Source organism: Streptomyces sp. NPDC048353 (assembly GCF_055587165.1).
The window spans coordinates 348,282-369,031 of the sequence record NZ_JBVJGU010000002.1 but is presented as its reverse complement, the minus strand read 5'-3'; the positions used below and the strand labels follow the sequence as shown (position 1 = coordinate 369,031).

Annotated in this window: 14 protein-coding genes; 7 read left to right on the top strand and 7 right to left on the bottom strand. The window is 74.2% G+C overall.

The window, feature by feature from the left end:
* Positions 1-171 precede the first annotated feature (171 nt).
* From ACZ6RC_RS07050 to ACZ6RC_RS07030, 5 genes are all read left to right on the top strand, one after another.
* Positions 172-1,356, top strand: a complete 1,185-nt coding sequence (locus ACZ6RC_RS07050) for a sensor histidine kinase (protein WP_453612887.1) — start codon at positions 172-174, stop codon at positions 1,354-1,356.
* 322 nt (positions 1,357-1,678) lie between these two features.
* Positions 1,679-2,965, top strand: a complete 1,287-nt coding sequence (locus ACZ6RC_RS07045; RefSeq protein ID WP_391144103.1) for a sensor histidine kinase — start codon at positions 1,679-1,681, stop codon at positions 2,963-2,965.
* A gap of 378 nt (positions 2,966-3,343) precedes the next feature.
* A complete protein-coding gene (locus ACZ6RC_RS07040) occupies positions 3,344-4,015 on the top strand; it encodes a response regulator (RefSeq protein ID WP_391144100.1) in 672 nt (223 codons plus the stop codon).
* 279 nt (positions 4,016-4,294) lie between these two features.
* Positions 4,295-6,232 (top strand): 2-oxoacid:acceptor oxidoreductase subunit alpha, encoded by a 1,938-nt coding sequence (locus ACZ6RC_RS07035; protein ID WP_391144099.1) that lies wholly within the window; start codon positions 4,295-4,297, stop codon positions 6,230-6,232.
* Positions 6,225-7,277, top strand: a complete 1,053-nt coding sequence (locus ACZ6RC_RS07030; protein ID WP_453612879.1) for a 2-oxoacid:ferredoxin oxidoreductase subunit beta — start codon at positions 6,225-6,227, stop codon at positions 7,275-7,277. The genes ACZ6RC_RS07035 and ACZ6RC_RS07030 overlap by 8 nt, the downstream gene beginning before the upstream one ends.
* Positions 7,278-7,346: 69 nt before the next feature.
* Here ACZ6RC_RS07030 and ACZ6RC_RS07025 read toward each other — a convergent pair whose 3' ends face one another.
* Genes ACZ6RC_RS07025 through ACZ6RC_RS07015 form a run of 3 tightly spaced genes read right to left on the bottom strand, consistent with a single transcriptional unit; the run spans position 7,347 to position 12,846 of the window.
* Positions 7,347-9,560, bottom strand: a complete 2,214-nt coding sequence (locus ACZ6RC_RS07025) for a bifunctional serine/threonine-protein kinase/ABC transporter substrate-binding protein (RefSeq protein WP_469580768.1) — start codon at positions 9,558-9,560, stop codon at positions 7,347-7,349.
* Between the two features lie 2 nt (positions 9,561-9,562).
* Positions 9,563-12,022 (bottom strand): bifunctional serine/threonine-protein kinase/ABC transporter substrate-binding protein, encoded by a 2,460-nt coding sequence (locus ACZ6RC_RS07020; RefSeq protein ID WP_469579824.1) that lies wholly within the window; start codon positions 12,020-12,022, stop codon positions 9,563-9,565.
* Entirely contained in the window at positions 12,019-12,846 is an 828-nt protein-coding gene (locus tag ACZ6RC_RS07015) for a hypothetical protein (protein ID WP_391144092.1), read from the bottom strand. Before ACZ6RC_RS07015 ends, ACZ6RC_RS07020 begins: the two co-directional genes overlap by 4 nt.
* A 295-nt stretch (positions 12,847-13,141) precedes the next feature.
* On the opposite strand from ACZ6RC_RS07015, the gene rarD reads away from it, so the two are divergent.
* Together rarD and ACZ6RC_RS07005 are read left to right on the top strand one after the other, a co-directional pair.
* A complete protein-coding gene (gene rarD, locus ACZ6RC_RS07010; protein ID WP_469580765.1) occupies positions 13,142-14,134 on the top strand; it encodes an EamA family transporter RarD in 993 nt (330 codons plus the stop codon).
* Between the two features lie 296 nt (positions 14,135-14,430).
* Positions 14,431-15,408: a helix-turn-helix transcriptional regulator gene (locus ACZ6RC_RS07005; RefSeq protein WP_469579822.1), complete on the top strand. Its 978-nt coding sequence runs from the start codon at positions 14,431-14,433 to the stop codon at positions 15,406-15,408.
* 140 nt (positions 15,409-15,548) lie between these two features.
* Here ACZ6RC_RS07005 and ACZ6RC_RS07000 read toward each other — a convergent pair whose 3' ends face one another.
* The 4 genes from ACZ6RC_RS07000 to ACZ6RC_RS06985 are packed head-to-tail and all read right to left on the bottom strand — an operon-like array spanning position 15,549 to position 20,747.
* On the bottom strand, positions 15,549-16,172 hold the full coding sequence (locus ACZ6RC_RS07000) for a GPP34 family phosphoprotein (protein ID WP_469579820.1): 624 nt from the start codon (positions 16,170-16,172) through the stop codon (positions 15,549-15,551).
* Positions 16,173-16,186: 14 nt separating this feature from the next.
* Positions 16,187-17,062: a lantibiotic dehydratase C-terminal domain-containing protein gene (locus tag ACZ6RC_RS06995; RefSeq protein ID WP_469579818.1), complete on the bottom strand. Its 876-nt coding sequence runs from the start codon at positions 17,060-17,062 to the stop codon at positions 16,187-16,189.
* Positions 17,059-19,698, bottom strand: coding sequence for a hypothetical protein (locus tag ACZ6RC_RS06990; protein ID WP_469579816.1), 2,640 nt, complete (start codon positions 19,696-19,698; stop codon positions 17,059-17,061). The genes ACZ6RC_RS06995 and ACZ6RC_RS06990 overlap by 4 nt, the downstream gene beginning before the upstream one ends.
* Positions 19,695-20,747, bottom strand: coding sequence for a PqqD family peptide modification chaperone (locus ACZ6RC_RS06985; RefSeq protein WP_469579814.1), 1,053 nt, complete (start codon positions 20,745-20,747; stop codon positions 19,695-19,697). Before ACZ6RC_RS06985 ends, ACZ6RC_RS06990 begins: the two co-directional genes overlap by 4 nt.
* Between the last annotated feature and the right edge of the window lie 3 nt (positions 20,748-20,750).

The window sequence follows — 20,750 nt, the reverse complement described above, 5'->3', positions numbered from 1 at the left end:
TACGGACGGGAGTCTAGGCCCTCCTAAAGAGCGGGTAAGTGGTCGTGCCGAGGAGTGGGCGGCGGGTGTGCGGCGGAACCCCGTGCGGGGGTCCCGGTGGGGATATCCCTACCGAGGCTCACCCACGAACCCCATGGCGTCGCCGGACCCCCGACCGGCAGGCTGGGGACCATGAGCGTCGACACCGAGAGCCCCGGCACCGACAGACTGCCGCCCGCGCGCATCACCTACGGCCGGCAGACCTGGCGGGAGGTCGCGTTCCTCCTCGCCAATCTGCCGTACGCCCTGGTGGGCTTCGTGTACACGGTGGTGACGGTCCTCCTCGGCGTCGGCCTGTCCGTCACCGTCATCGGGCTGCCGCTGCTCGCCTTCGGGCTGTCCGGGGCGCGGGGTCTCGGGCGGGCCGAGCGGGCGAGGGCCCGGGCGTTGCTCGGCGTCCGCGTGGACGAGCCCAGCCGGCTGCCGCGCCGGCACGGGTTCTTCCCGTGGCTGTGGTCGTCGCTGAAGGATCCGGTCGCCTGGCGCACCGTCCTGTACAGCTTCATCCGGCTGCCGTGGGGGGTCCTCACCTTCACGGTGACCCTGGTCGCCCTGCTGGTGCTGTGGCCGGTGCTGCCCTTCGTCGCGCGCGGTCTCACCAACGCCGACCGGGGCATGGTCCGCGGTCTGCTCTCGCCCTCCGACGAGCTGGAACGGCGGGTCGCCGAGCTGGAGTCGGACCGGGGCGTGGTCGTGGACACGGCCGCCGCCGACCTGCGCCGGATCGAACGCGACCTGCACGACGGGGCGCAGGCCCGGCTGGTGGCGCTCGCCATGGGACTCGGCCTGGCGAAGGAGAAGCTTCTGGAGGACCCGGAGGCGGCGGCCGCGATGGTCGACGAGGCGCACGGCGAGGTGAAGCTGGCGCTTCAGGAGCTGCGCGATCTCGCGCGGGGCATCCACCCGGCGGTCCTCACCGACCGCGGCCTGGACGCGGCCCTCTCCTCGATCGCCGCCCGCTGCACGGTCCCGGTGAAGGTGACCGTCGATCTCGACCGGCGCCCGGCCGAGGCCATCGAGGGCATCGCGTACTTCACCGTCTCGGAGCTGCTCCAGAACGTGTCCAAGCACGCCCGGGCGCGGTCCGCCTCGGTGGAGGTGTGGCGCCGGGACGACCGGCTGCTGCTCCAGGTGAGCGACGACGGGTGCGGCGGGGCCCGGCTGGACGGCGGTACGGGGATGGCGGGGCTGGCCGAGCGGCTGGGGGCGGTCGACGGGCTGTTCGTCCTCGACTCGCCGGAGGGCGGGCCGACGACGGTCACCGCCGAGCTGCCGTGGCGGGAACGTTCCGCCGCCGCGACCTCTTCTTCCTCCTGAGGCCCGCCCGGGACACCCCGGCCGTCACGCGCTGCCCCGGGCGCCCTGCCGTGCCCGGGTGCGCCCTGCCCCGGAGGTAGGGGAAACCCCCGGGCGAGGACGCCCACTCGCCTCATGGTCCGGCGCGGCGCGGAACGGAAGTCTTGAGCCGTGGGGCGGGGAGGGCGGGCGCCGCCGACGGCAGACGTTCCCCGCCCCACCGCCCGCGCCCCCTCACCTCGGCTTACCGCCCGCGCCCCCGCCCCTACCCCTACCGCCCGCACCCCGGCCTACCGATCCGCGACCCCGACCCGACCCCTTCCAGCAGAAACGGACACCAGCGATGGCCACCCCTCGTCTCCCCGCCGCGATCCGCGCGCCGTTCGAGGCCCGTACCTGGCGCGAGTTCGGCTACCTTCTGCTCGGACTGCCGCTCGGCACCCTGTACTTCTCCCTCACCGTCGCCATGGTCGCGGCCGGCGCCGGTCTGCTGATCACCTTCCTCGGCATTCCGGTCCTGGCCGGCGGGCTGGCGATGTGCCGGGGCTTCGGCGCGGTGGAGCGGGCCCGGGCGCGCGGTCTGCTCGGCCTCGACGTGGCGGCGCCGGAGCCGGTGCGGGGCCGTAGCGGCGGGCCGATGTCGTGGATGGGGGCGACGCTGAAGAGCGGGGCCTCCTGGCGGCACGTGCTGTACGCCTTCCTCCACTTCCCGTGGGCGGTCTTCGCCTTCTCGGTGGCGCTGACGCTGTGGGCCTGGGCCTGGGCCCTCTTCACGTACCCGCTGTGGCAGTGGGTCTTCCCGCTGTACGCGGGGCAGGACGGCATCCAGCTGTACGGCGACGGGACGCACCACTTCTATCTGGACTCGCCCTTCGAGATCGCGGTCACCAGCGCCGTCGGTCTGCTCTTCGTGCTCGTCGGGCCGTGGGTGATCCGCGCGCTGGTCGCCGTCGACCGGCTGATGGTGTCCGGGCTGCTCGGTCCGTCGCGTCTGGCGACGCGGGTCACGGAGCTGGAGTCGGACCGGGGCGTGGTCGTGGACACGGCCGCCGCCGACCTGCGCCGGATCGAACGCGACCTGCACGACGGCGCGCAGGCCCGGCTGGTGGCGCTCGCGATGGACCTGGGTCTGGCGAAGGAGAAGCTGGCCGAGGACCCGCACACGGCGGCGCGGATGGTGGAGGAGGCGCACGGCGAGGTGAAGACCGCGCTGCAGGAGCTGCGCGATCTCGCCCGGGGCATCCACCCGGCGGTCCTCACCGACCGCGGCCTGGACGCGGCCCTCTCCTCGATCGCCGGCCGCTGCACGGTCCCGGTGACGGTGGAGGTCGACCTGCCGGCCCGCCCGGTCCCGGCGATCGAGGGCATCGCGTACTTCACCGTCTCCGAGCTGCTCCAGAACGTGTCCAAGCACGCCGAGGCCCGCCGTGCCTGGGTGGAGGTGTGGCGGTCGGGCGACCGGCTGCTGCTCCAGGTCCGGGACGACGGCCGGGGCGGCGCGGACGTCGCCGCGGGCCACGGCCTCGCCGGGCTGACGGAGCGGCTCGACGCCGTCGACGGCGTCCTGGCGGTCGACTCCCCGGCCGGCGGCCCGACGACGGTCACGGCCGAGCTGCCCTGGCGCGCGTGACGGCGGGGCGGGCGGGAGACCCGGGCGCGCATTGAGCTGCCTGGCGCGTGACGCTGGGGCGGGCATGGAGCCCGGGCAGGTGCGCCGCCCGAGGAGTGACGGCGCGGCACGCGGGCCCCGGCCCCGATCCCGGCTCCGCTCCCGAGCCCGACCCCGCCCCCGGCCCCCGACCCCCGACCCCCGACCCCCGACCGATCAAGCCTCCGCCGTCCCTGAACCCGATCACGCTCCCCCGCGTCCCTCTTCCTGCGATGCTGGAACCGCGCCGGATCATCACACCGGCGCACCAGGGATCGCAGGGATCGCAGCGCCGCGAGGTCGACAGATCGCGACGGCGCACGTCGGAACGAGGGCAGCGGGGTCGTGGGCGTGGAAGACGTGGCGGACAGGGTACGGGTGGTCATCGCCGAGGATTCGGTGCTGCTCCGCGAGGGGCTGACCCGGCTCCTGACCGACCGGGGGCACGAGGTCGTCGCCGGTGTCGGGGACGGCGAGGCGCTGGTGAAGACCGTGGCCGGGCTCGCCGGGGAGAACGCGCTGCCGGACGTGGTCGTCGCCGACGTGCGCATGCCGCCCACCCATACGGACGAGGGCGTCCGCGCGGCGGTGCGGCTGCGCAAGGAGTACCCGGAGGTCGGGGTGCTCGTGCTCTCGCAGTACGTGGAGGAGCAGTACGCGACCGAGCTGCTGGCGGGCTCCAGCCGGGGCGTGGGCTATCTGCTGAAGGACCGGGTGGCGGAGGTCAGGGAGTTCGTGGACGCCGTGGTCCGGGTGGCCAGGGGCGGTACGGCGCTGGACCCGGAGGTCGTCCAGCAGCTTCTGGGCCGCAGCCGCAAGCAGGACGTTCTGGCCAACCTCACCCCGCGTGAGCGGGAGGTGCTGGGCCTGATGGCGGAGGGGCGGACGAATTCGGCGGTCGCGAAGCAGCTGGTGGTGAGCGACGGTGCGGTGGAGAAGCACGTCAGCAACATCTTCCTGAAGCTGGGGCTCTCCCCGAGTGACGGGGATCACCGTCGGGTACTCGCGGTGTTGACCTACCTGAAGTCCTGAGGACCTGACACTCTGTCAGATAAGGAGAGCGGCCTGGAGGGTCCTCGAAGGCGGAAAATAAGCGGAGCGTGAAGCTCCAGCAACACAGCGGGAGCGACAGAACGTAACAATCCAGGGCAAGAGGGCGTCTCACGAAGAGGTCCACGATGCGAGAAGTCCCGGGAAGGCCCTATCCCCCGTCGTAGGGTGGGCCACGGGACGGCCGGTCCGACCGGTCGTCTCCCGAGCCTTCTCCCGCTTCGGCGGAGAAGACCCTTGCCGCGAGGGAGGTCCAGTTCAGTGACCAGCCAGGTCAGCAACGAGGCCGGTGAGGCCCTGGTCGGGGAGCAGCGCAGCGCCCCGGCGGCGCCCCACCACGGCCCGGACAAGGAAGTACGCCGACTCGATCGGGTGATCATCCGCTTCGCGGGCGACTCCGGGGACGGCATGCAGCTCACGGGTGACCGGTTCACCTCCGAGACGGCGTCCTTCGGGAACGACCTCTCGACGCTGCCGAACTTCCCCGCCGAGATCCGGGCCCCCGCCGGCACCCTGCCGGGCGTCTCCTCGTTCCAGCTGCACTTCGCCGACCACGACATCCTGACCCCGGGCGACGCCCCGAACGTCCTGGTCGCGATGAACCCGGCCGCGCTGAAGGCCAACATCGGGGACGTGCCGCGCGGCGGCGAGATCATCGTCAACACGGACGAGTTCGCCAAGCGCGCCATGGCCAAGGTCGGCTACGACACCTCCCCCCTGGAGGACGGCTCGCTGGACGCGTACCGGGTCCACCCGGTCCCGCTGACCACGCTGACGGTCGAGGCGCTCAAGGAGTTCGGCCTGTCCCGGAAGGAGGCCGAGCGCTCCAAGAACATGTTCGCGCTCGGGCTGCTCTCCTGGATGTACCACCGGCCGACCGAGGGGACCGAGACGTTCCTGCGGCAGAAGTTCGCCAAGAAGCCGCAGATCGCCGAGGCGAACGTGGCCGCGTTCCGGGCCGGCTGGAACTTCGGCGAGACGACCGAGGACTTCGCCGTCTCCTACGAGATCGCCCCGGCGACCACGGCCTTCCCGCCCGGCACGTACCGCAACATCTCCGGGAACCTCGCCCTCTCCTACGGCCTGATCGCCGCCTCCCGGCAGGCGGACCTCCCGCTCTACCTGGGCTCCTACCCGATCACGCCCGCCTCGGACATCCTGCACGAGCTGTCCCGGCACAAGAACTTCGGCGTCCGCACCTTCCAGGCCGAGGACGAGATCGCCGGCATCGGCGCCGCGCTCGGCGCCGCCTTCGGCGGAGCGCTCGCCGTCACCACCACCTCCGGCCCCGGAGTCGCGCTGAAGTCCGAGACCATCGGCCTCGCGGTCTCCCTGGAGCTGCCGCTGCTGATCGTCGACATCCAGCGCGGCGGCCCGTCCACCGGCCTGCCCACCAAGACCGAGCAGGCCGACCTCCTCCAGGCCATGTACGGCCGCAACGGCGAGGCCCCGGTGCCGATCGTGGCGCCGCGGACCCCCGCCGACTGCTTCGACGCGGCCGTGGACGCGGCCCGGATCGCGCTCACGTACCGCACACCGGTCTTCCTCCTGTCCGACGGCTACCTCGCCAACGGCTCCGAGCCGTGGCGGATCCCGGACCTCGACGAACTGCCCGACCTGCGCGTGCAGTTCGCCTCCGGACCCAACCACGAGCTGGCGGACGGCACCGAGGTCTTCTGGCCGTACAAGCGCGACGAGCGGACCCTGGCCCGGCCGTGGGCCCTGCCCGGCACGCCCGGCCTCGAACACCGCATCGGCGGCATCGAGAAGCAGGACGGCACCGGCAACATCTCCTACGACCCCGCCAACCACGACTTCATGGTCCGCACCCGCCAGGCCAAGATCGACGGCATCGAGGTCCCGGACGTCGAGGTCGACGACCCGGACGGCGCGACGACCCTGGTCCTCGGCTGGGGCTCCACCTACGGGCCGATCACGGCGGCCGTCCGCCGGCTCCGCCGCGAGAGCCGCCCCATCGCCCAGGCCCACCTGCGCCACCTCAACCCCTTCCCCCGGAACCTCGGGGAGGTCCTGAAGCGGTACGACACGGTGGTGATCCCCGAGATGAACCTCGGGCAGCTCGCCACGCTCGTCCGGGCGACGTACCTCGTCGACGCCCGCAGCCACACCCAGGTGAACGGCATGCCGTTCAAGGCGGAGCAGCTCGCCACGGCACTCAAGGAGGCCATCGATGCCTGAGTCACTCCTGAAGCTCGTGCCCAAGGCAGAAGCCGCCCAGTCGATGAAGGACTTCAAGTCCGACCAGGAGGTGCGCTGGTGCCCGGGGTGCGGCGACTACGCCGTCCTCGCCGCCGTGCAGGGCTTCATGCCGGAGCTGGGCCTGGCGAAGGAGAACATCGTCTTCGTCTCCGGCATCGGCTGCTCGTCCAGATTCCCGTACTACATGAACACCTACGGGATGCACTCCATCCACGGCCGCGCCCCCGCCATCGCCACCGGCCTGGCGACCTCGCGCCGTGACCTGTCGGTCTGGGTGGTCACGGGCGACGGCGACGCGCTCTCCATCGGCGGCAACCACCTGATCCACGCCCTGCGCCGCAACGTCAACCTCAAGATCCTCCTCTTCAACAACCGGATCTACGGCCTGACCAAGGGGCAGTACAGCCCGACCAGCGAGGTCGGCAAGATCACCAAGTCGACGCCGATGGGCTCGCTCGACGCGCCCTTCAACCCGGTGTCGCTGGCGATCGGCGCCGAGGCGTCGTTCGTGGCGCGGACGGTCGACTCCGACCGCAAGCACCTCACCGAGGTGCTGCGGCAGGCCGCCGACCACCCCGGCACGGCGCTCGTGGAGATCTACCAGAACTGCAACATCTTCAACGACGGCGCCTTCGAGGTCCTGAAGGACAAGCAGCAGGCGCAGGAGGCCGTGATCCGGCTGGAGCACGGTCAGCCGATCCGCTTCGGCACCGACCTGGCCAAGGGCGTCGTGCGGGACCCGGCGACCGGCGACCTGAAGGTCGTCCCGGTCACCCCCGAGAACGAGAGCGCCGTCCTCGTCCACGACGCCCACGCCACCTCCCCGACCACCGCGTTCGCGCTGTCCCGGCTCGCCGACCCGGACACGCTGCACCAGACCCCGATCGGGGTCTTCCGGTCGGTGGAGCGGCCGGTGTACGACACGCTGATGGCCGACCAGCTGGACGCGGCGATCGAGCAGCACGGCAAGGGCGACCTGGGCCAGCTGCTCGCGGGAAACGACACCTGGACCGTGATCGGGTAGCGGCGACGAGGACGTCACGAGGGGCGCGGCGGCTCGGCTGCCGCGCCCCTCGTCCGTCTCCGGATCCGTCTACGTGTTCGGCTTCGGCTTCAGCGCCTGCGCCGCCTTCTCGAAATGCCCGAGGAAGCGGGGCGCGCCCCGCTCGATCCGGTACAGGAACAGCTCCGTGCGCGCCTTCGCCGGCTTGAAGAAGGTGGGGTTGGAGGGATCGAAGCCGTACGCCTTGGTGATGCCCTGGTACGGGAAGACCCGGAGCCTCTCCCGTACGGCGCCCCGCTCGATGCCCTGGTGGGTGCTGACCAGCTCCCTCAGGCCGTCGGCCAGGCCGAGGACCACGTCGTACGCCTCCGCCGCGAACCGCTCGACCGGCGCGGAGGGGGCCAGGCCCCAGCGGGTGCGGTAGGCGGCGGTGAAAGCCGCCGCCGCGGGGACGAGCGCCGGGTCGACGTAGGTGGTGCCGAAGTACCAGCCGTCGGCGGCCCGTCCGGCGAGGGAGAGGAACTCGGGGCCGAGGGCGTACTCGACGCTGCCGCGCAGGCCGGTGTACCCCTGGCGCGCGAGTTCCCCCGCGCAGAGTGCGGCCCGGCTCGGGGAGGCGCCGGAGTAGAACACGGCGTCCGGGCGGGTGGCGAGGGCCTCGCGGACCGCCGGTCCGAAGTCGTCCTCGTCCGCCGGCACGCGGTGGTCGGTGGTGGTGCCGCCTTCCACTTCCTTCATGCTCGCCCTGACGGAGTTGAGGGTCCGCCAGGCGAAGTCGCCCGCCGCCCGGTCGTGCACCACGGCCATCCGCCGGGCGCTCCGCACGAGGGCGACGCTGGTCACGGGCAGCAGGTGCATGTCGTGGTGGACGCGCAGCTCCCGGTAGGTGGGGGTGGTGGTCTGGCCCACGATGTCGACCTGGTCGACGCCGATGGCGACGCTCAGCAGGACCAGCCGGTTGCGGTGGTAGGTCGCGGAGCCGGCGACGACGGTCTCGCGGGTGGTCGGGCCGATGACGGCCATGACGGAGGCGTCCTTGACGAAGGCGTTCGCCGCCTCTGCGGCGCGGCGCGGGTCCCCGCCGTCGTCGCGGACCGTCACCGCCAGGTCGAAGGGCCGGTCCCGGCGGGCGTTGAAGGTCTCGACGGCGAGCCGCACCCCGCGCTCCTGGGCGAGGCCGTCGGCCTTGCGGGGGCCGCTCCGATCCGTCTGGACGCCGATGCGGTACGTCGGCCGGGGGCCGGCCCGGCCGCCGCCGGCGGGGGCGGCGGGCGGGCGATTCGCCAGCCAGGCGGTCAGGCCGCCGGCCCCAGCGACGGCGGCTGCCGAGCCGAGCACGAGGAGACGCCGACGCGAGGGCGCGGCGCGGGCGGGAGCGGGCGGGGCGACCAGCAAGGTCGGCTCCGCCACCGGCAGATCCAGGACGCGGGCGGACCGCTGCGCGATCAGCGCGGGCAGCCCGGGCGGCAGCCAGTCCGCGGCGGCCCCCAGGGGGGTGGGGGCGGACAGGGCGGCCCGGATCTCGGGGGCCGTGGGGCGGGTCGTCGGGTCCTTGGCCAGGCAGGCCGCGACCAGGGCCGTGAGGGCGGGCGGCAGGCCGTCCAGGTCGGGTTCCTCGTGGACGGTGCGGTAGACGACCACGGCCACCGTCCCCGTACCGAACGGGCGGCGGCCGGTCGCCGCGTGGGCCAGGACGCAACCCAGCGAGAAGACGTCGCTCGCCGGGCCGACCGCGCCCGCCCCGGCGGCCCGCGCCTGTTCCGGCGAGAGGAAGCCGGGCGTGCCGATCATCACGTCGGTGGCGGTGAGGGCGGTCGCCCCGGCCGAGCGGGCGATGCCGAAGTCGATCAGGCGCGGCCCGTCGAGGGCGAGGAGGACGTTGGCGGGTTTGACGTCCCGGTGCACGAGCCCGGCCCGGTGCAGGTCCGTCAGCGCCTCGGCGAGCCGGGCCCCCAGGGCCCGTACGGTCGTCTCGGGCAGCGGCCCGTGCACGGCGACGGCCTCCGCGAGCGAGGGGCCGGGGACGAATTCGGTGGCCAGCCACGGCTCCCGGGCCTCCGGGTCGGAGCCGAGGACCTTGACCACCCACCGGCCGGTCAGCGACTCGGCGACCGCCGCCTCGCGGCGGAACCGCTCTCGGAATCCGGGGTCGGCGGCGTGTTCGGCCCGGATGAGCTTGAGCGCGGCGAGCGCCCCGCCGGACGAGCGGGCGAGGTAGACCACCCCCATGCCGCCCGCACCGAGGCGGCCCAGGAGCCGGAATCCGGCGATCGTCGACGGATCGGCCGGGCGCAGGGCCTGCACGGTCACGCCCCACGGGTCTTGGGCGGGCCGGCGGGGGCGAAGCCGAGCGGTTTGTAGCGCCCGTTCTCGACGGCGTACAGGAAGGTCCCCACCGCCCCCGTCGCCAGGTCGCCGGTCTTCGCGTCGAAGACGTACCCGCCCATGGCTCCTTCGTAGGTGGCCTTGCGCAGCCGGGGCGCGAGGGCGGTGCGGTCCGGTGAGCCGCCCGCCGCCTTCCCGGCCTTCACGGCCTCCGCGGCGAACAGGGTGACCAGGTCGTAGGCCTCCCCCGCGTAGAAGGGCGGGACGGTGCCGTACCGCCGGCGGTACGCGGCGACGAAGCCGGCGGCCTGCTTCCTGGTGGTGGGGTCGACGACCGGGGCGCCGACCACCCAGCCCTCGGCGGCGGGCCCGGCCTCCTTCAGGAAGCGGGGGCCGAAGACGTGCTGGCCGGTGATCCTCATGCCGGTGAAGCCGAGTTCGTCGAGCGCCTTCGCGGCCAGGACGGCGCTGTCGGTGAGGCCGCAGTGGACGTAGGCGTCGATGCCCTCGGCCATCATCTCGGCGACGATCCGCCGGTAGTCGGTGGTCGCGGCCGGGACCACCCGGGGGTGGGGGACGACCTCGGCGTAGCGGAAGCCGAAATCGGTGCCGCGCATGTACTGCCAGGCGTACGTGTCGTCGACGCGCTCCTGGAGGAGACCCGGCCGGGTGCTCCGCGTGCGGTGCAGCACGTGGTACGCCAGGTGCATGCCGGCGGTGGCGTGCTGCGGGCAGGCCCGCAGCACGGTGGTGCCCTTGCCCTCGGCCTGGCCGGCGGTCAGCAGGTTAAGGCCCGGGGAGACCATGAGCAGGGGCATGCGGGCCTCGTCGTACGCGGGCAGCGCGTTCTGGGCGGTGTAGTCGGAGGTGGGGCCGAGGACGCCGAGGACGCGGGGGTCGGTGGTGAGCCGGCGGGCCGCCGCCAGGGCGCGTTCCTTGTCCCCGCCGTCGTCGGAGACCTTCACGTCGAGGGTGAAGGGCTTGTCGGCGCGGGCGTTGAACCGCTCGACGGCGAGGCGGGCGCCGCGCTCCTGGGCGGTGCCGATGTCCTTGGCGGGGCCGGTGAGGTCCGCCTGGACGCCGATGGTCCAGCGCGGGGCGCCGCCCGCGCCGTCGCTTCCGCCCCGCTCGTCGTCCCGGAGCCCGGCCCAGGCGGCCGCGCCGCCGCCCGCGGCGAGGACGGCCGCCCCGGAGGCGAGGAGCAGGAACCTCCGTCTGCTGGTCCCGGCGGCCCCGGCGCCCTCGCCGGTCCGGCCGGCGCCGACGTGGGTGGCGTCGATGTCGGGGAGGGCGAGCATGCGTGCGGAGCGTTCGGCGATGGTGCGGACGACGGGAGCGGGGAGCCAGTCGGCGTCGGGGCCCGGGTCGTCCTCGGCGAGGAGGGCGACGAGCCCCTGGGTCGTGGGCCTGGCGGCCGGGTCCTTGGCGAGGCAGGCCCGCAGGACGTCCCGCAGCCCGTCCGGTACGCCGACGAGGTCGGGCTCGTCGTAGACCGTGCGGTAGAGCAGCGCGTCGACGCCTCCCGTACCGAACGGCGGGCGGCCGGTCGAGGCGTACGCGAGGAGGCCGCCGAGCGAGAAGACGTCGCAGGCCGGGCCGAGGGCGGCGCCGTGCGCCTGGGCCTGTTCGGGGGCGAGGAAGCCGGGGGTGCCGACCACCATGTCGGTGGAGGTGAGCGAGGTCTCGGCGACGGCCCGGGCGATGCCGAAGTCGATCAGGCGGGGGCCGTCGACGGCGAGGAGGACGTTCCCCGGCTTGACGTCGCGGTGGACGATCCCGGCGGTGTGGACGGCGTCGAGCGCGCGGGCGAGGGCGCCGCCGAGGATCCGTACGCTCCGCTCGGGCAGCGGCCCGTGGTCGCGGATGGCCTCGCCGAGGGAGGGGCCGGGGACGAAGGCGGTGGCCATCCACGGGTGGGGGGCGTCGGGGTCGGCGCCGGTGACGGGGACGGCCCAGGGGCTGGAGACCCGGCGGGCGGCCTCGACCTCGCGCCGGAAGCGGGCCCGGAAGTCGGGGTGGTCGGCGTGGTCGGCGTGGGTGACCTTGACGGCGGCGAGTTCGCCGTGGTCCGTACGCCCGAGGTAGACGACGCCCATTCCACCGGCCCCGAGACGCCCGAGGAGCCGGTACCCGGCGAGCGAGGAGGGATCGCCCGCGGCCAACGGCTGAAGATCCCCGGGCGCGCGGGCGGGGACGGGGGGCGGGGGCGGGGCGGGGGTGGCGGGGAGTTCGGGGACGGCGGCGTCCTCGGGGAGGCCGGGGGTGGCGGGGGCCGCAGGGCCCTCGGGGGCGTCGGGTCTGCCAGGCTCGCGGGCGTCGGGTCTGGCGGGGTCAAGGGGGCCGGGTCTGCCGGGCGCGGGGGCGGTCCCGCCGCCGCCGGGGCGCTCCGGCCGGCCGTCGTTCTCGCGCGCCTCGCCGCCCTCTCGGTTCTCCCGGCTCATGACTGCGCCTCCAACTGCGTCTCCGCGCGCCCGATCATGGCCACGAGTGCCTGGACCTGGGCGCTGTCGATCTCCTGGTCGGTGTGGCCGGGCGCGCCCTTGGCGACGGCCGCGACCGTGACCTGTCCGACCCGGGACTGGTACCAGGCGTACTTCTGGCCCTGCGGCCCGTCCGCGACGGCGTCGTTGTGGTACCGGCCCATCTCGCCGAGGGAGTCGGAGGCGGTGAAGTTACCGCCGACGCCGAAGGGGTTGCCGATGGAGATGAGGCCGGTGATGCGTTCGCCGTCGCGCAGCCGCTGGTCCGGGCAGCGCAGTGCCTCTTCGAGGGTCTGGGCCATCTCCCAGTCGGCGGCGGTCTCGGTGCGGTGGACCGTGACGGTGGCGGAGACCCGCAGGAGTCCCTTGCCCGCCCCGGCGGGGATCTCGCTGGAGGCGGTGACGCTGTAGAGCACGGTGGCCGGGCGGCTGCCGCCCTCCCAGTCGCACCCCCGGCCGAGGACCGGCCAGTAGTCGTCGGCGCTGAGGTACGGGGCGCGTTTCACGAAGTCGGGGCCCCAGGAGTCGGGTCCCGCGACGACCGCGAGGGCGAGCCTCTTCGCGTCGGCGGTGGTCTTCGGCGCCCGTGCCGGGTCGGCGGTGAAGCCGAGCCGGGTCGGTGTGGGGCTCGGCGCCGGGTCCCCGGGCGGTGCACCCGTTGTAGGAGAGGTCGCCTTGCCGTCGGGCCGTCCGCCGTCGGCGCCGTCGTCCGAGCAGCCGGTCAGGATCAGTCCGCCCGCCAGCACGGCGCAGCAGAGCAGCAGTCTTCGGTGTCCGTACGTCACGCATCCCCCACGCACGCTCACGCATTCCCCGGATGGTGGGCAGATCGTACGCTCAGTAAGCGCCAACATGCCCTGCGTACAACATCATTGGGACCAACCGGTTGCCCTCCCGCGACATACCGGGGCGGACCGCCACCGAGCCGGAAGGTCATGACCGTATGGCGGTACGGACATGACAGCCCGCCCTTCGCGGCGCTACCGTCGACAGGACGGCGCGGCGCGGGGCAGGAGCTTTTACGTGGACAAGCACAGCGAGGGACGAGCGGGGCTCTTGTACGGGATCGGTGCCTACGGGATGTGGGGCCTGGTCCCGCTCTTCTGGCCGCTCCTGAAGCCGGCCGGGGCGATCGAGATCCTCGCCCACCGGATGGTCTGGTCGCTGCTGGCGGTCGGCGTCGCGCTGCTCGCGCTGCGCCGCTGGGGCTGGATCCGCGAGCTGGCGCGGGAGCCGCGCAAGCTGGGCCTGATAGCCGTGGCCGCGGCCGTGATCAGCGTCAACTGGGGCGGATACATCTGGGCCGTGAACTCCGGCCAGGTCGTCGAGGCCTCCCTGGGGTACTTCATCAACCCGCTCGTCACCATCGCCATGGGCGTGCTGCTCCTGAAGGAGCGGCTCCGGCCGGTGCAGTGGACGGCGGTCGGCATCGGCTTCGCGGCGGTGCTCGTCCTCGCGATCGGCTACGGGCGGCCGCCGTGGCTCTCGCTGATGCTGGCGTTCTCGTTCGCCGTCTACGGCCTGGTGAAGAAGAAGGTCAACATCGGCGGCCTGGAGTCGCTGGCCGCCGAGACCGCGATCCAGTTCCTGCCCGCCCTCGCCTATCTGCTCTGGCTCGGCGCGAGCGGGAACATCATCTTCGGCACGCAGGGCGCGGGCCACGCGGCGCTGCTCGCGGCGACCGGCCTCGTGACGGCCGTGCCGCTGGTCTGCTTCGGGGCGGCGGCGATCCGGGTGCCGCTGTCGACGCTGGGGCTGCTGCAGTACCTGGCGCCGGTCTTCCAGTTCGGCCTCGGCGTCGTCTACTTCCACGAGGCGATGCCGCCGGAGCGCTGGGCCGGCTTCTCGCTGGTGTGGCTGGCCCTGACGCTGCTGACGTGGGACGCGCTGCGGACGGCCCGCCGGAGCCGCGCGGCGGTCGAGGCGGCGACGGCGCAGGCGCTGGCCGACGCGGTCCGGGCGGCGGAGACGGCGGGAACGGCGGGGGCGGCGGGGACGGTCGAGGCCGCGCAGGCCGCGACGGCCGGGGCGAAGGCCCCCCTCACGGAGGGAGACCGCGGCCCCCGCGCGTAAGCCGTCCCCGGCTCGGGTGCGCCAGGTGTGGCACCCGACAGGGCTCCAGCGGCGGGCCGCCGAGCCCTTTCCACCGCGAGAGGGTCGGTGGTGAGGGGACACGGCCGGTCGCGTTCCCACCACCCTCCGCCACGTGATCCGCGTCACACCATGATCACGCCACCGTGCGGCTGATTTGCCTGGGCATTACCATCCATCCCACCATCCGGCCGCGGGGCTGCAACCGTCTGACCAGGCGGATCGCGATGCCGGTGTGCACACAAGAGCGCGGGGGGCTCGAGATGGTGGCAACAGGCATGCGGGTATTGGGACTCTCCGAACTGGAGGAGAGCATCTACCGCCATTTCCTTAGAAATCCGGACACGACCGACGGCGACATCCACCTCCTGCTACGCGCCGACCGCGCGGCCGTGGCCGACGCCCAGGCCCGGCTGCGCGAGCTCGGGCTGCTGTACCCGACCGACCGGCAGACCGTGTGCCCGACCGACCCGGCGGTCGCCGTGGACCGGCTCACCGACCTGCGGCTGCGCGAACTGCACCAGGAACTGCAGGAAGTCACCCGCTCCCGGCACCTCGTCGCCGAACTGCGGGACGAGCAGTGCCCGGCGCTGGCCTCGCCGCAGTCCGTCGAGCGGATGGAGAACGTGGCGCAGATCCGCGGACGGATCGACGACCTCGCCTTCTTCGCCCGCGAGGAGATCCTCTCCGTCGAGCCGTACACCGCGCTCACGCCCGAGAACATCGAGCACTCCCGCCCGCTGGACCTGCGCTGCCTGAGCCGGGGCGTCCGCATCCGCAACGTGGTGCTCCGGGAAGCCCTCGACGACCCGCTGACCGTCGGCTACCTGCGCGAACTCACCGCGAAGGGCGCGCAGATCCGGGCGACGGACGACCTCTCGGAGCGCATCCTGGTCTACGACCGGCGCACCGCCCTGGTCCCGATCGACCCCGAGAACACCTCGCGCGGCGCGCTGGTCGCACGGGAGACCGGCCTCGTCTCCGGCATCCTCGCCCTCTTCGAGAAGATCTGGTGCCAGGCCACGGACCTGTCGGCGATCATCGCCGACACCGAGGAGTGCCCGGGCGGTCTCGCCGAGACCGAGCGCGAGGTGCTGAAATCCATGTGCCACGTCGGCAAGGACGAGATCGGCGCCAGAGACCTGGGCATGTCGGTCCGGACCTACCGGCGCCACGTCGCCGACCTGCTGCGCGTCCTGGGCGCCTCCAGCCGGCCGCACGCCGCACTGCTGGCACGCGAACGCGGCTGGATCTGACCGACACCGGGGCGGACGGGCGACGCCGGGCGGGCGGGCGACGCAGGGGCGGAAATAGCGGCGCCGGGCCGGACCCGGGCCCCGGCGGACGGAGGGCGGGTCCCGGCGGACAGAGGGCGGGCCCGCCATCAAGACACGCCCTAGGAGACGGCCGCGCCCTGGAGGTCCTGGACGGCACGGCGGACCGCCGCCGAGACCGGGGCGGCGGCGTCGGACAGGGCCGTCAGGCGGTCCTTGAGGGCGCGGCGCCGGTCGGCCGGCAGGGCCGTGCCCAACTGGCCGCCCGCGTACGCGAGTCCGGCCAGGAGCGCGGCCCGGTCGCCCGCCGCGCCGGAGGCCGGGTCCTCCGCGGCGGCGGCCACCGCGGCCCGTACCTCCCCGGCGGCGGCGAGGCCGGCCGGGGTGAGACCGGCACGGTTCAGCGGGAAGACGCCGAAGACCCGGCTGGTGCTCTGCTCCAGCAGGCCGTCCTTCTCCAGCCCCCGCAGCACCTCGTGGATCGACGCCCGGCCGTCCTTGCGGACCCAGTGCAGCCACTTCCGTCCGGGCTCCGCCGAGATCCGCTGCCACACCTGCCGGAGCGCAGCGTCCCGCGGGGCCTCGCCCGCCGCCTCGGCCGTGCCCGCCTCGTCCACCAGGGCGCCGCCGTCGAGCAGTTCGGCAAGCAGCGCTCCGCGCACCGCCGGTGCCAGGGACTGCCGGACCGGAAGCCCGTCCCCGTCCGCGTCGAAGGCGAGCAGGATCATGTCGCCTGCCAGGGTCATCTCAGGTGTTCCTCTCATACGGGCACCGCGCCGGCAACTGCCGCCGGTTTCCTGGCAGTCTGCCCTGCCAGCATGCCGAGCGCCGCCTCCTCGCCCGGCGGGAAGCCCAGCCGGTTCATCACCATGTGCAGATGGTGCAGCAGCTGGTGGTCCCGGGAGCCGGGAGCCCTCAGGACGAGTCCGGCCAGCGCGTCGGCGTGCGCCTCGACCCGCTCCCGTACGGCGGGGGCGGGCACGCCCTGCTCCCGCACGCCGGCCGAGACGCCGCGCAGCAGCGGCCGGAGCTGCTCGCCGTCAGCGGCCATGCGCAGCTGCCAACCCCACCGGGTGCGGTGCCGGACCCAGAAGACGTCCCGCTCCTCCTCGGTCAGGACCCGGGCCGTGAGCGCCCGCGCGAGGTGGACGGCGTACGCGGCGCGCTCGAAGCGCCGGGGCAGGCCGGCGAGGTCCAGCTCGGCGTGCAGCGCGCTGTCCAGGCGGAAGACCCGCTCGGCGACCGCGACGCCGCCCGGGCCGCCGTACTTGGCCAGTTCGGGCGCGTACAGCGCGGGGGTGACGCCCCGGGCCGTGGGTCCGGCCGGCAGCGCGCCGGGCAGCAGCCCTTCGGTGTCCCCGGGCCGCTCCTCCAGCGTGTCCAGGAGGCCGGTCAGCTCCTCGCGGGCGGCGCCGTCCAGCGCGTCCACCGCGTCGGACCCGGCGCGCAGCCGCAGGCGCAGGTGGTGGCCGGTGGCGTCCCAGTACCGGAGGAAGAACCACTCCTCGCTGCCCAGCCGCCCGGCCTGCGCGGCCAGCCACGGCACGACGGTGCGGGCCGCCGCGTCCATCAGGCGGGGGCCGCCCGGGTAGACCCGTACGTACCACCAGTCCCGGTCGGGAACCGTCACGCTCATGCCTCCTCCTCCGGTCGCCGCCAGCGCAGCAGCGAGATGTGCTCGGCCGCCCGTGTGCCGCCCGCCCCGTCCCGCAGCGGATGCGCGGCTCTGTCGGGCAGTGCTTCGACGAGGCGCAGGTGCCCGGTGGCCGGTCCGGCCCACTGGGCCAGGACGGACAGGGAGAGCGGAGAGGTCAGCGAGACCCACAGGGGTTTGCGGTCCGTGCCCTGCTCGGCCGGTCCGAAGCCGGTCAGCCGGTGGCAGAAGACCTCCTCCGGCATTCCGTGCGCGCGCCGGAACTCCTCGGCGCGCAGCGCCGTCTCGGCGTCGCTCTCGCCCGGCCTCGGCACCGGCAGCGCGGCCGCCGGGACGACCCACGAGGCGCGGTTGACGGTGACCCGGCCGAAGGTGGTGCGGGTGGTCGGCACGACCTCGTCGCGGCGCTGTTCCTGAAGACCGAACGGCAGGACGTAGTCCGAGTGCGGTGATCCGTTGACCCACGGATCGGCGAGCACGGCGAGCAGTCGGGCGAACGGCGGGAAGAGGTGCGGCGGGACCAGCCCGAGGTAGGCCAGGCCGACCGGTTCGCCGGTGCGGTCGCGCAGCGCGAGGGTGCCCTGCGCGGGGTCGTGTGTGAGGACGGTGTCGGCGAGGTCCAGTCCGTCGGCCGCCGGGGTCTCGCCGGGCAGCAGCAGGGGCGGCAGCAGACCGGCCGACCGCGACTGGGCGGTGTTGATCTCCGTCCACAGGACGAGCTCCCGGCAGGTGCGGTCGGGCCAGCAGGCGCGGACGTGCTCGCGCAGCCGGTCGCGGAAGCCCTGGCCGAGGAGCGGTCCGAAGCGGGTCACGAGCCCGCCCGTGCCGGGGTTGAACTGGTTGACGACCAGCCGGTAGTCGCCGTCGTGGACGGCCTGCCGGCCGGAGGCGGCGAGCTGGAACAGGACGGACGCGGCGGGCGGCGCGCTGCTCGGCCCGACCGGGAGCCAGGCCCGCTCCCCCGCCGTCTCGCGCGCGGCTCGGTCGGCGACGGACGCCTGGTCGAGGTCGGGCTGCGCGTCGCCGTCGACGGCGACGCGCATGAGGAACCCGAGCACGTCGGCGCAGCTCCCGCCCGGTCCGTACTCGGCGGTGAAGCGGTTCACGAGCACGTCGTAGAAGTGCGAGCGGAAGATGAACGGGCGCATGCGGCGGCCCAGTTCGGTGAGGTCGGCGCGGACCTGGGGCACGTCGAGGACGTCGGGCAGGGCGAGGTCGGTCGCGACGTCCTCGTAGAGCACCTCCCCGGAGGCGAAGCGGTCGAGGCCCGCCCGCCGGGCCCAGCGCCGGGCGGTGTGCCGGGCCCGGGTCAGGATCTCGGTCCGGGCGCTCTCGTCGGCGGCGGCGAGGGCGGCGGCGGAGTCCCGCAGCTCCCGGACCTCGGCCGCGAGCCCGTCGTCCGGGTGGTCGGCGAGCAGCTCCGCCAGGGCGCTCACCGGGTCCTCGTCGCGCCGCCACGGCGGTACGGGAGTGATGAGCCCGGTGTCGAGGAGGCGCCGGAAGCGGCGGAACGGGTCGGGGCCGCCGAGCCCGGAGAGCAGTCCGTCCAGGGAGTGTTCGGTGTCGGACGCGAAGCCGGCGAGCCAGGGCGCCGCGTGGTCGGCCTCCACCACCCGGTCGAGCCGCCAGGCCAGACCGCCGTCGGCGACGGGTTCGGGGACCAGGACGAGCCCGCCCGGGGCGTCGGGGCCGCCGGGCCTGACCGGCGCAAGCCGGTAGCGCAGCAGGCCGGCGGTGTCGGCCTCGCGGGCCAGGCAGCGCAGGGCCAGCTGGGCGAGGGCGGTGGCGGCGTAGCTGTGGGCGGCGGGGGCCGCCGTCCCGGTGGAGCCGGCCGTGCCGACGGTGGTCAGCGTGGAGAACGGGCTGGTCTTCACCGCGGCGCGGGAGACGTAGGAGTAGAGGGTGCGCAGGTTGCGGGTCTCGGCGGGGCGGCGGCGCGGGCGGCCGTGCCGCAGCCAGTCGGGGGCGGCCAGGGCCGCCGCACGGGCGAACCCCGGGTCGTCGAGGTGGCCGGCGAGCGCGGTCGGGGCCGCCGCCCGGTCCTCGGCCAGCAGGGCGTCGAGGCGTCGGGTGGTCTCGTCGCGCCGCCGGGCGGCGGCCTGCCAGCCGGTGAAGGCCGCGGTCCCGTCGGGGCCCGCCAGTTCGGCGATCCGGGGCGGCAGTGCGTCGCCCCAGGGAAGGGCCCGCAGCCGGTGGACGGCCCGCTTGGCGGCCAGCACCTGGCGGCGCAGCGGCACTTCGTCGTCGAGGAGGGGCACCAGCGGGAAGCAGACGTCCTCCAGGGCGGGGCGCCGGCGCTCCAGTTCGGCGTGGGCGTCCGCGGCCTCGGCGATCGCCCGCCGGGTGGCGGGGCCGGTGAGGTCGAGGGCCTCGGTGGGCAGGCCGCCCACACGGGTGAGCAGCGGTCCGGAGATCTCGGGGGTGGTCTCGAAGGCGGTCTCGAAGGCTGTCTCGGAGGCGGTCGGCGCGTCGGGGGCGGGGCGGGTGCCGGCGGCGGCGGTCTCGAAGGCTGTCTCGGAGGCGGTCGGCGCGTCGGGGGCGGGGCGGGTGCCGGCGGCGGCGGCGGACTCGGGGGGCGGCTTCATGGCGGGGACCACATCGGTGTCGGGGGCGGTCACGGCATCGACCGTCCGACCAGTGCGAACGACCAGATCAGGGACTGGATGACGAAGTAGCCGAGCGCCACGGTGTAGACGCTGCACACGATGCCGTACGTGACGTGGAGGCGGCGGCTGCGGGCCGGCATCCGCTCCAGGAAGCCCGGCAGCGGGCGGCCCAGCAGGCGGTGCTTCAGCAGTGCGAAGGCGCGGCCCCGCGCGTCGACGAGGCCGAAACCGGCTTCGAGCGCCGCGTAACCGTCGCTCGGAAGCATCGGATTGATGTTGGTGACCAGGTTGAGCATCTGGAAGAGGAGGAGCGCTCCGGCCACCTGGGCGACCGGTCCGTCCGCGGTCAGGACGAGCAGGGCGGCGGCTCCGGTGAACCAGCCGTCGCTGAGCGGTCCGGCGACGGCGAGCAGGACCCGGCCGCCTCGGGAGCGGACGCGGTAGGCGTCGGTGCGGTCGACGTAGGCGAGCGGCATGAAGTAGAAGAGCAGCGCCACTCCGAGACCCCGTACGGGCACCTTGAGCACCTGGCAGACCATGGCGTGCGCGCTCTCGTGCACGAGGATCTGGAAGAGCATCAGGCCGATGGCGACGAGGGTGCCGGTGCCCAGCAGCTCCTCGGCGGGCGGGGCCGAGGTGAGGACGGTGTAGAGGCCGAGCAGGATGCCGAGGAGGCCGCCGCCGGCGAAGACGCCGACCGACAGCCAGGCCGGGACCTGGCGCAGCAGCCGGGCCGCGGGCTCCAGGACCGTCGGGAGCGAGCGGGTGATGACGAAGCGGGGCATCAGCATGGTGGTGCCGAAGCGGCCGCCGGCGCGCTTCTTGGGCGCGCGCTCGGCTTCGGTGCCGACGAGCAGGCCGCTGCGGGTCAGTTCGCTCACGAAGGTGTCGAGCTCTCCGCGTACGCCTTCGGCGGGGACGCCCCGGCGTTCGGCCATGAGGGTCGACAGCTCGTCAAGCGAGTGCGTTCCGTCGAACTGGCGGAGCAGGGCCGCCGCCGACTTGGTCAGCCGGTGGTAGGTCCCGCCCTGCGGGTCGAACACCAAGGGGTGGTCGTCCATCCC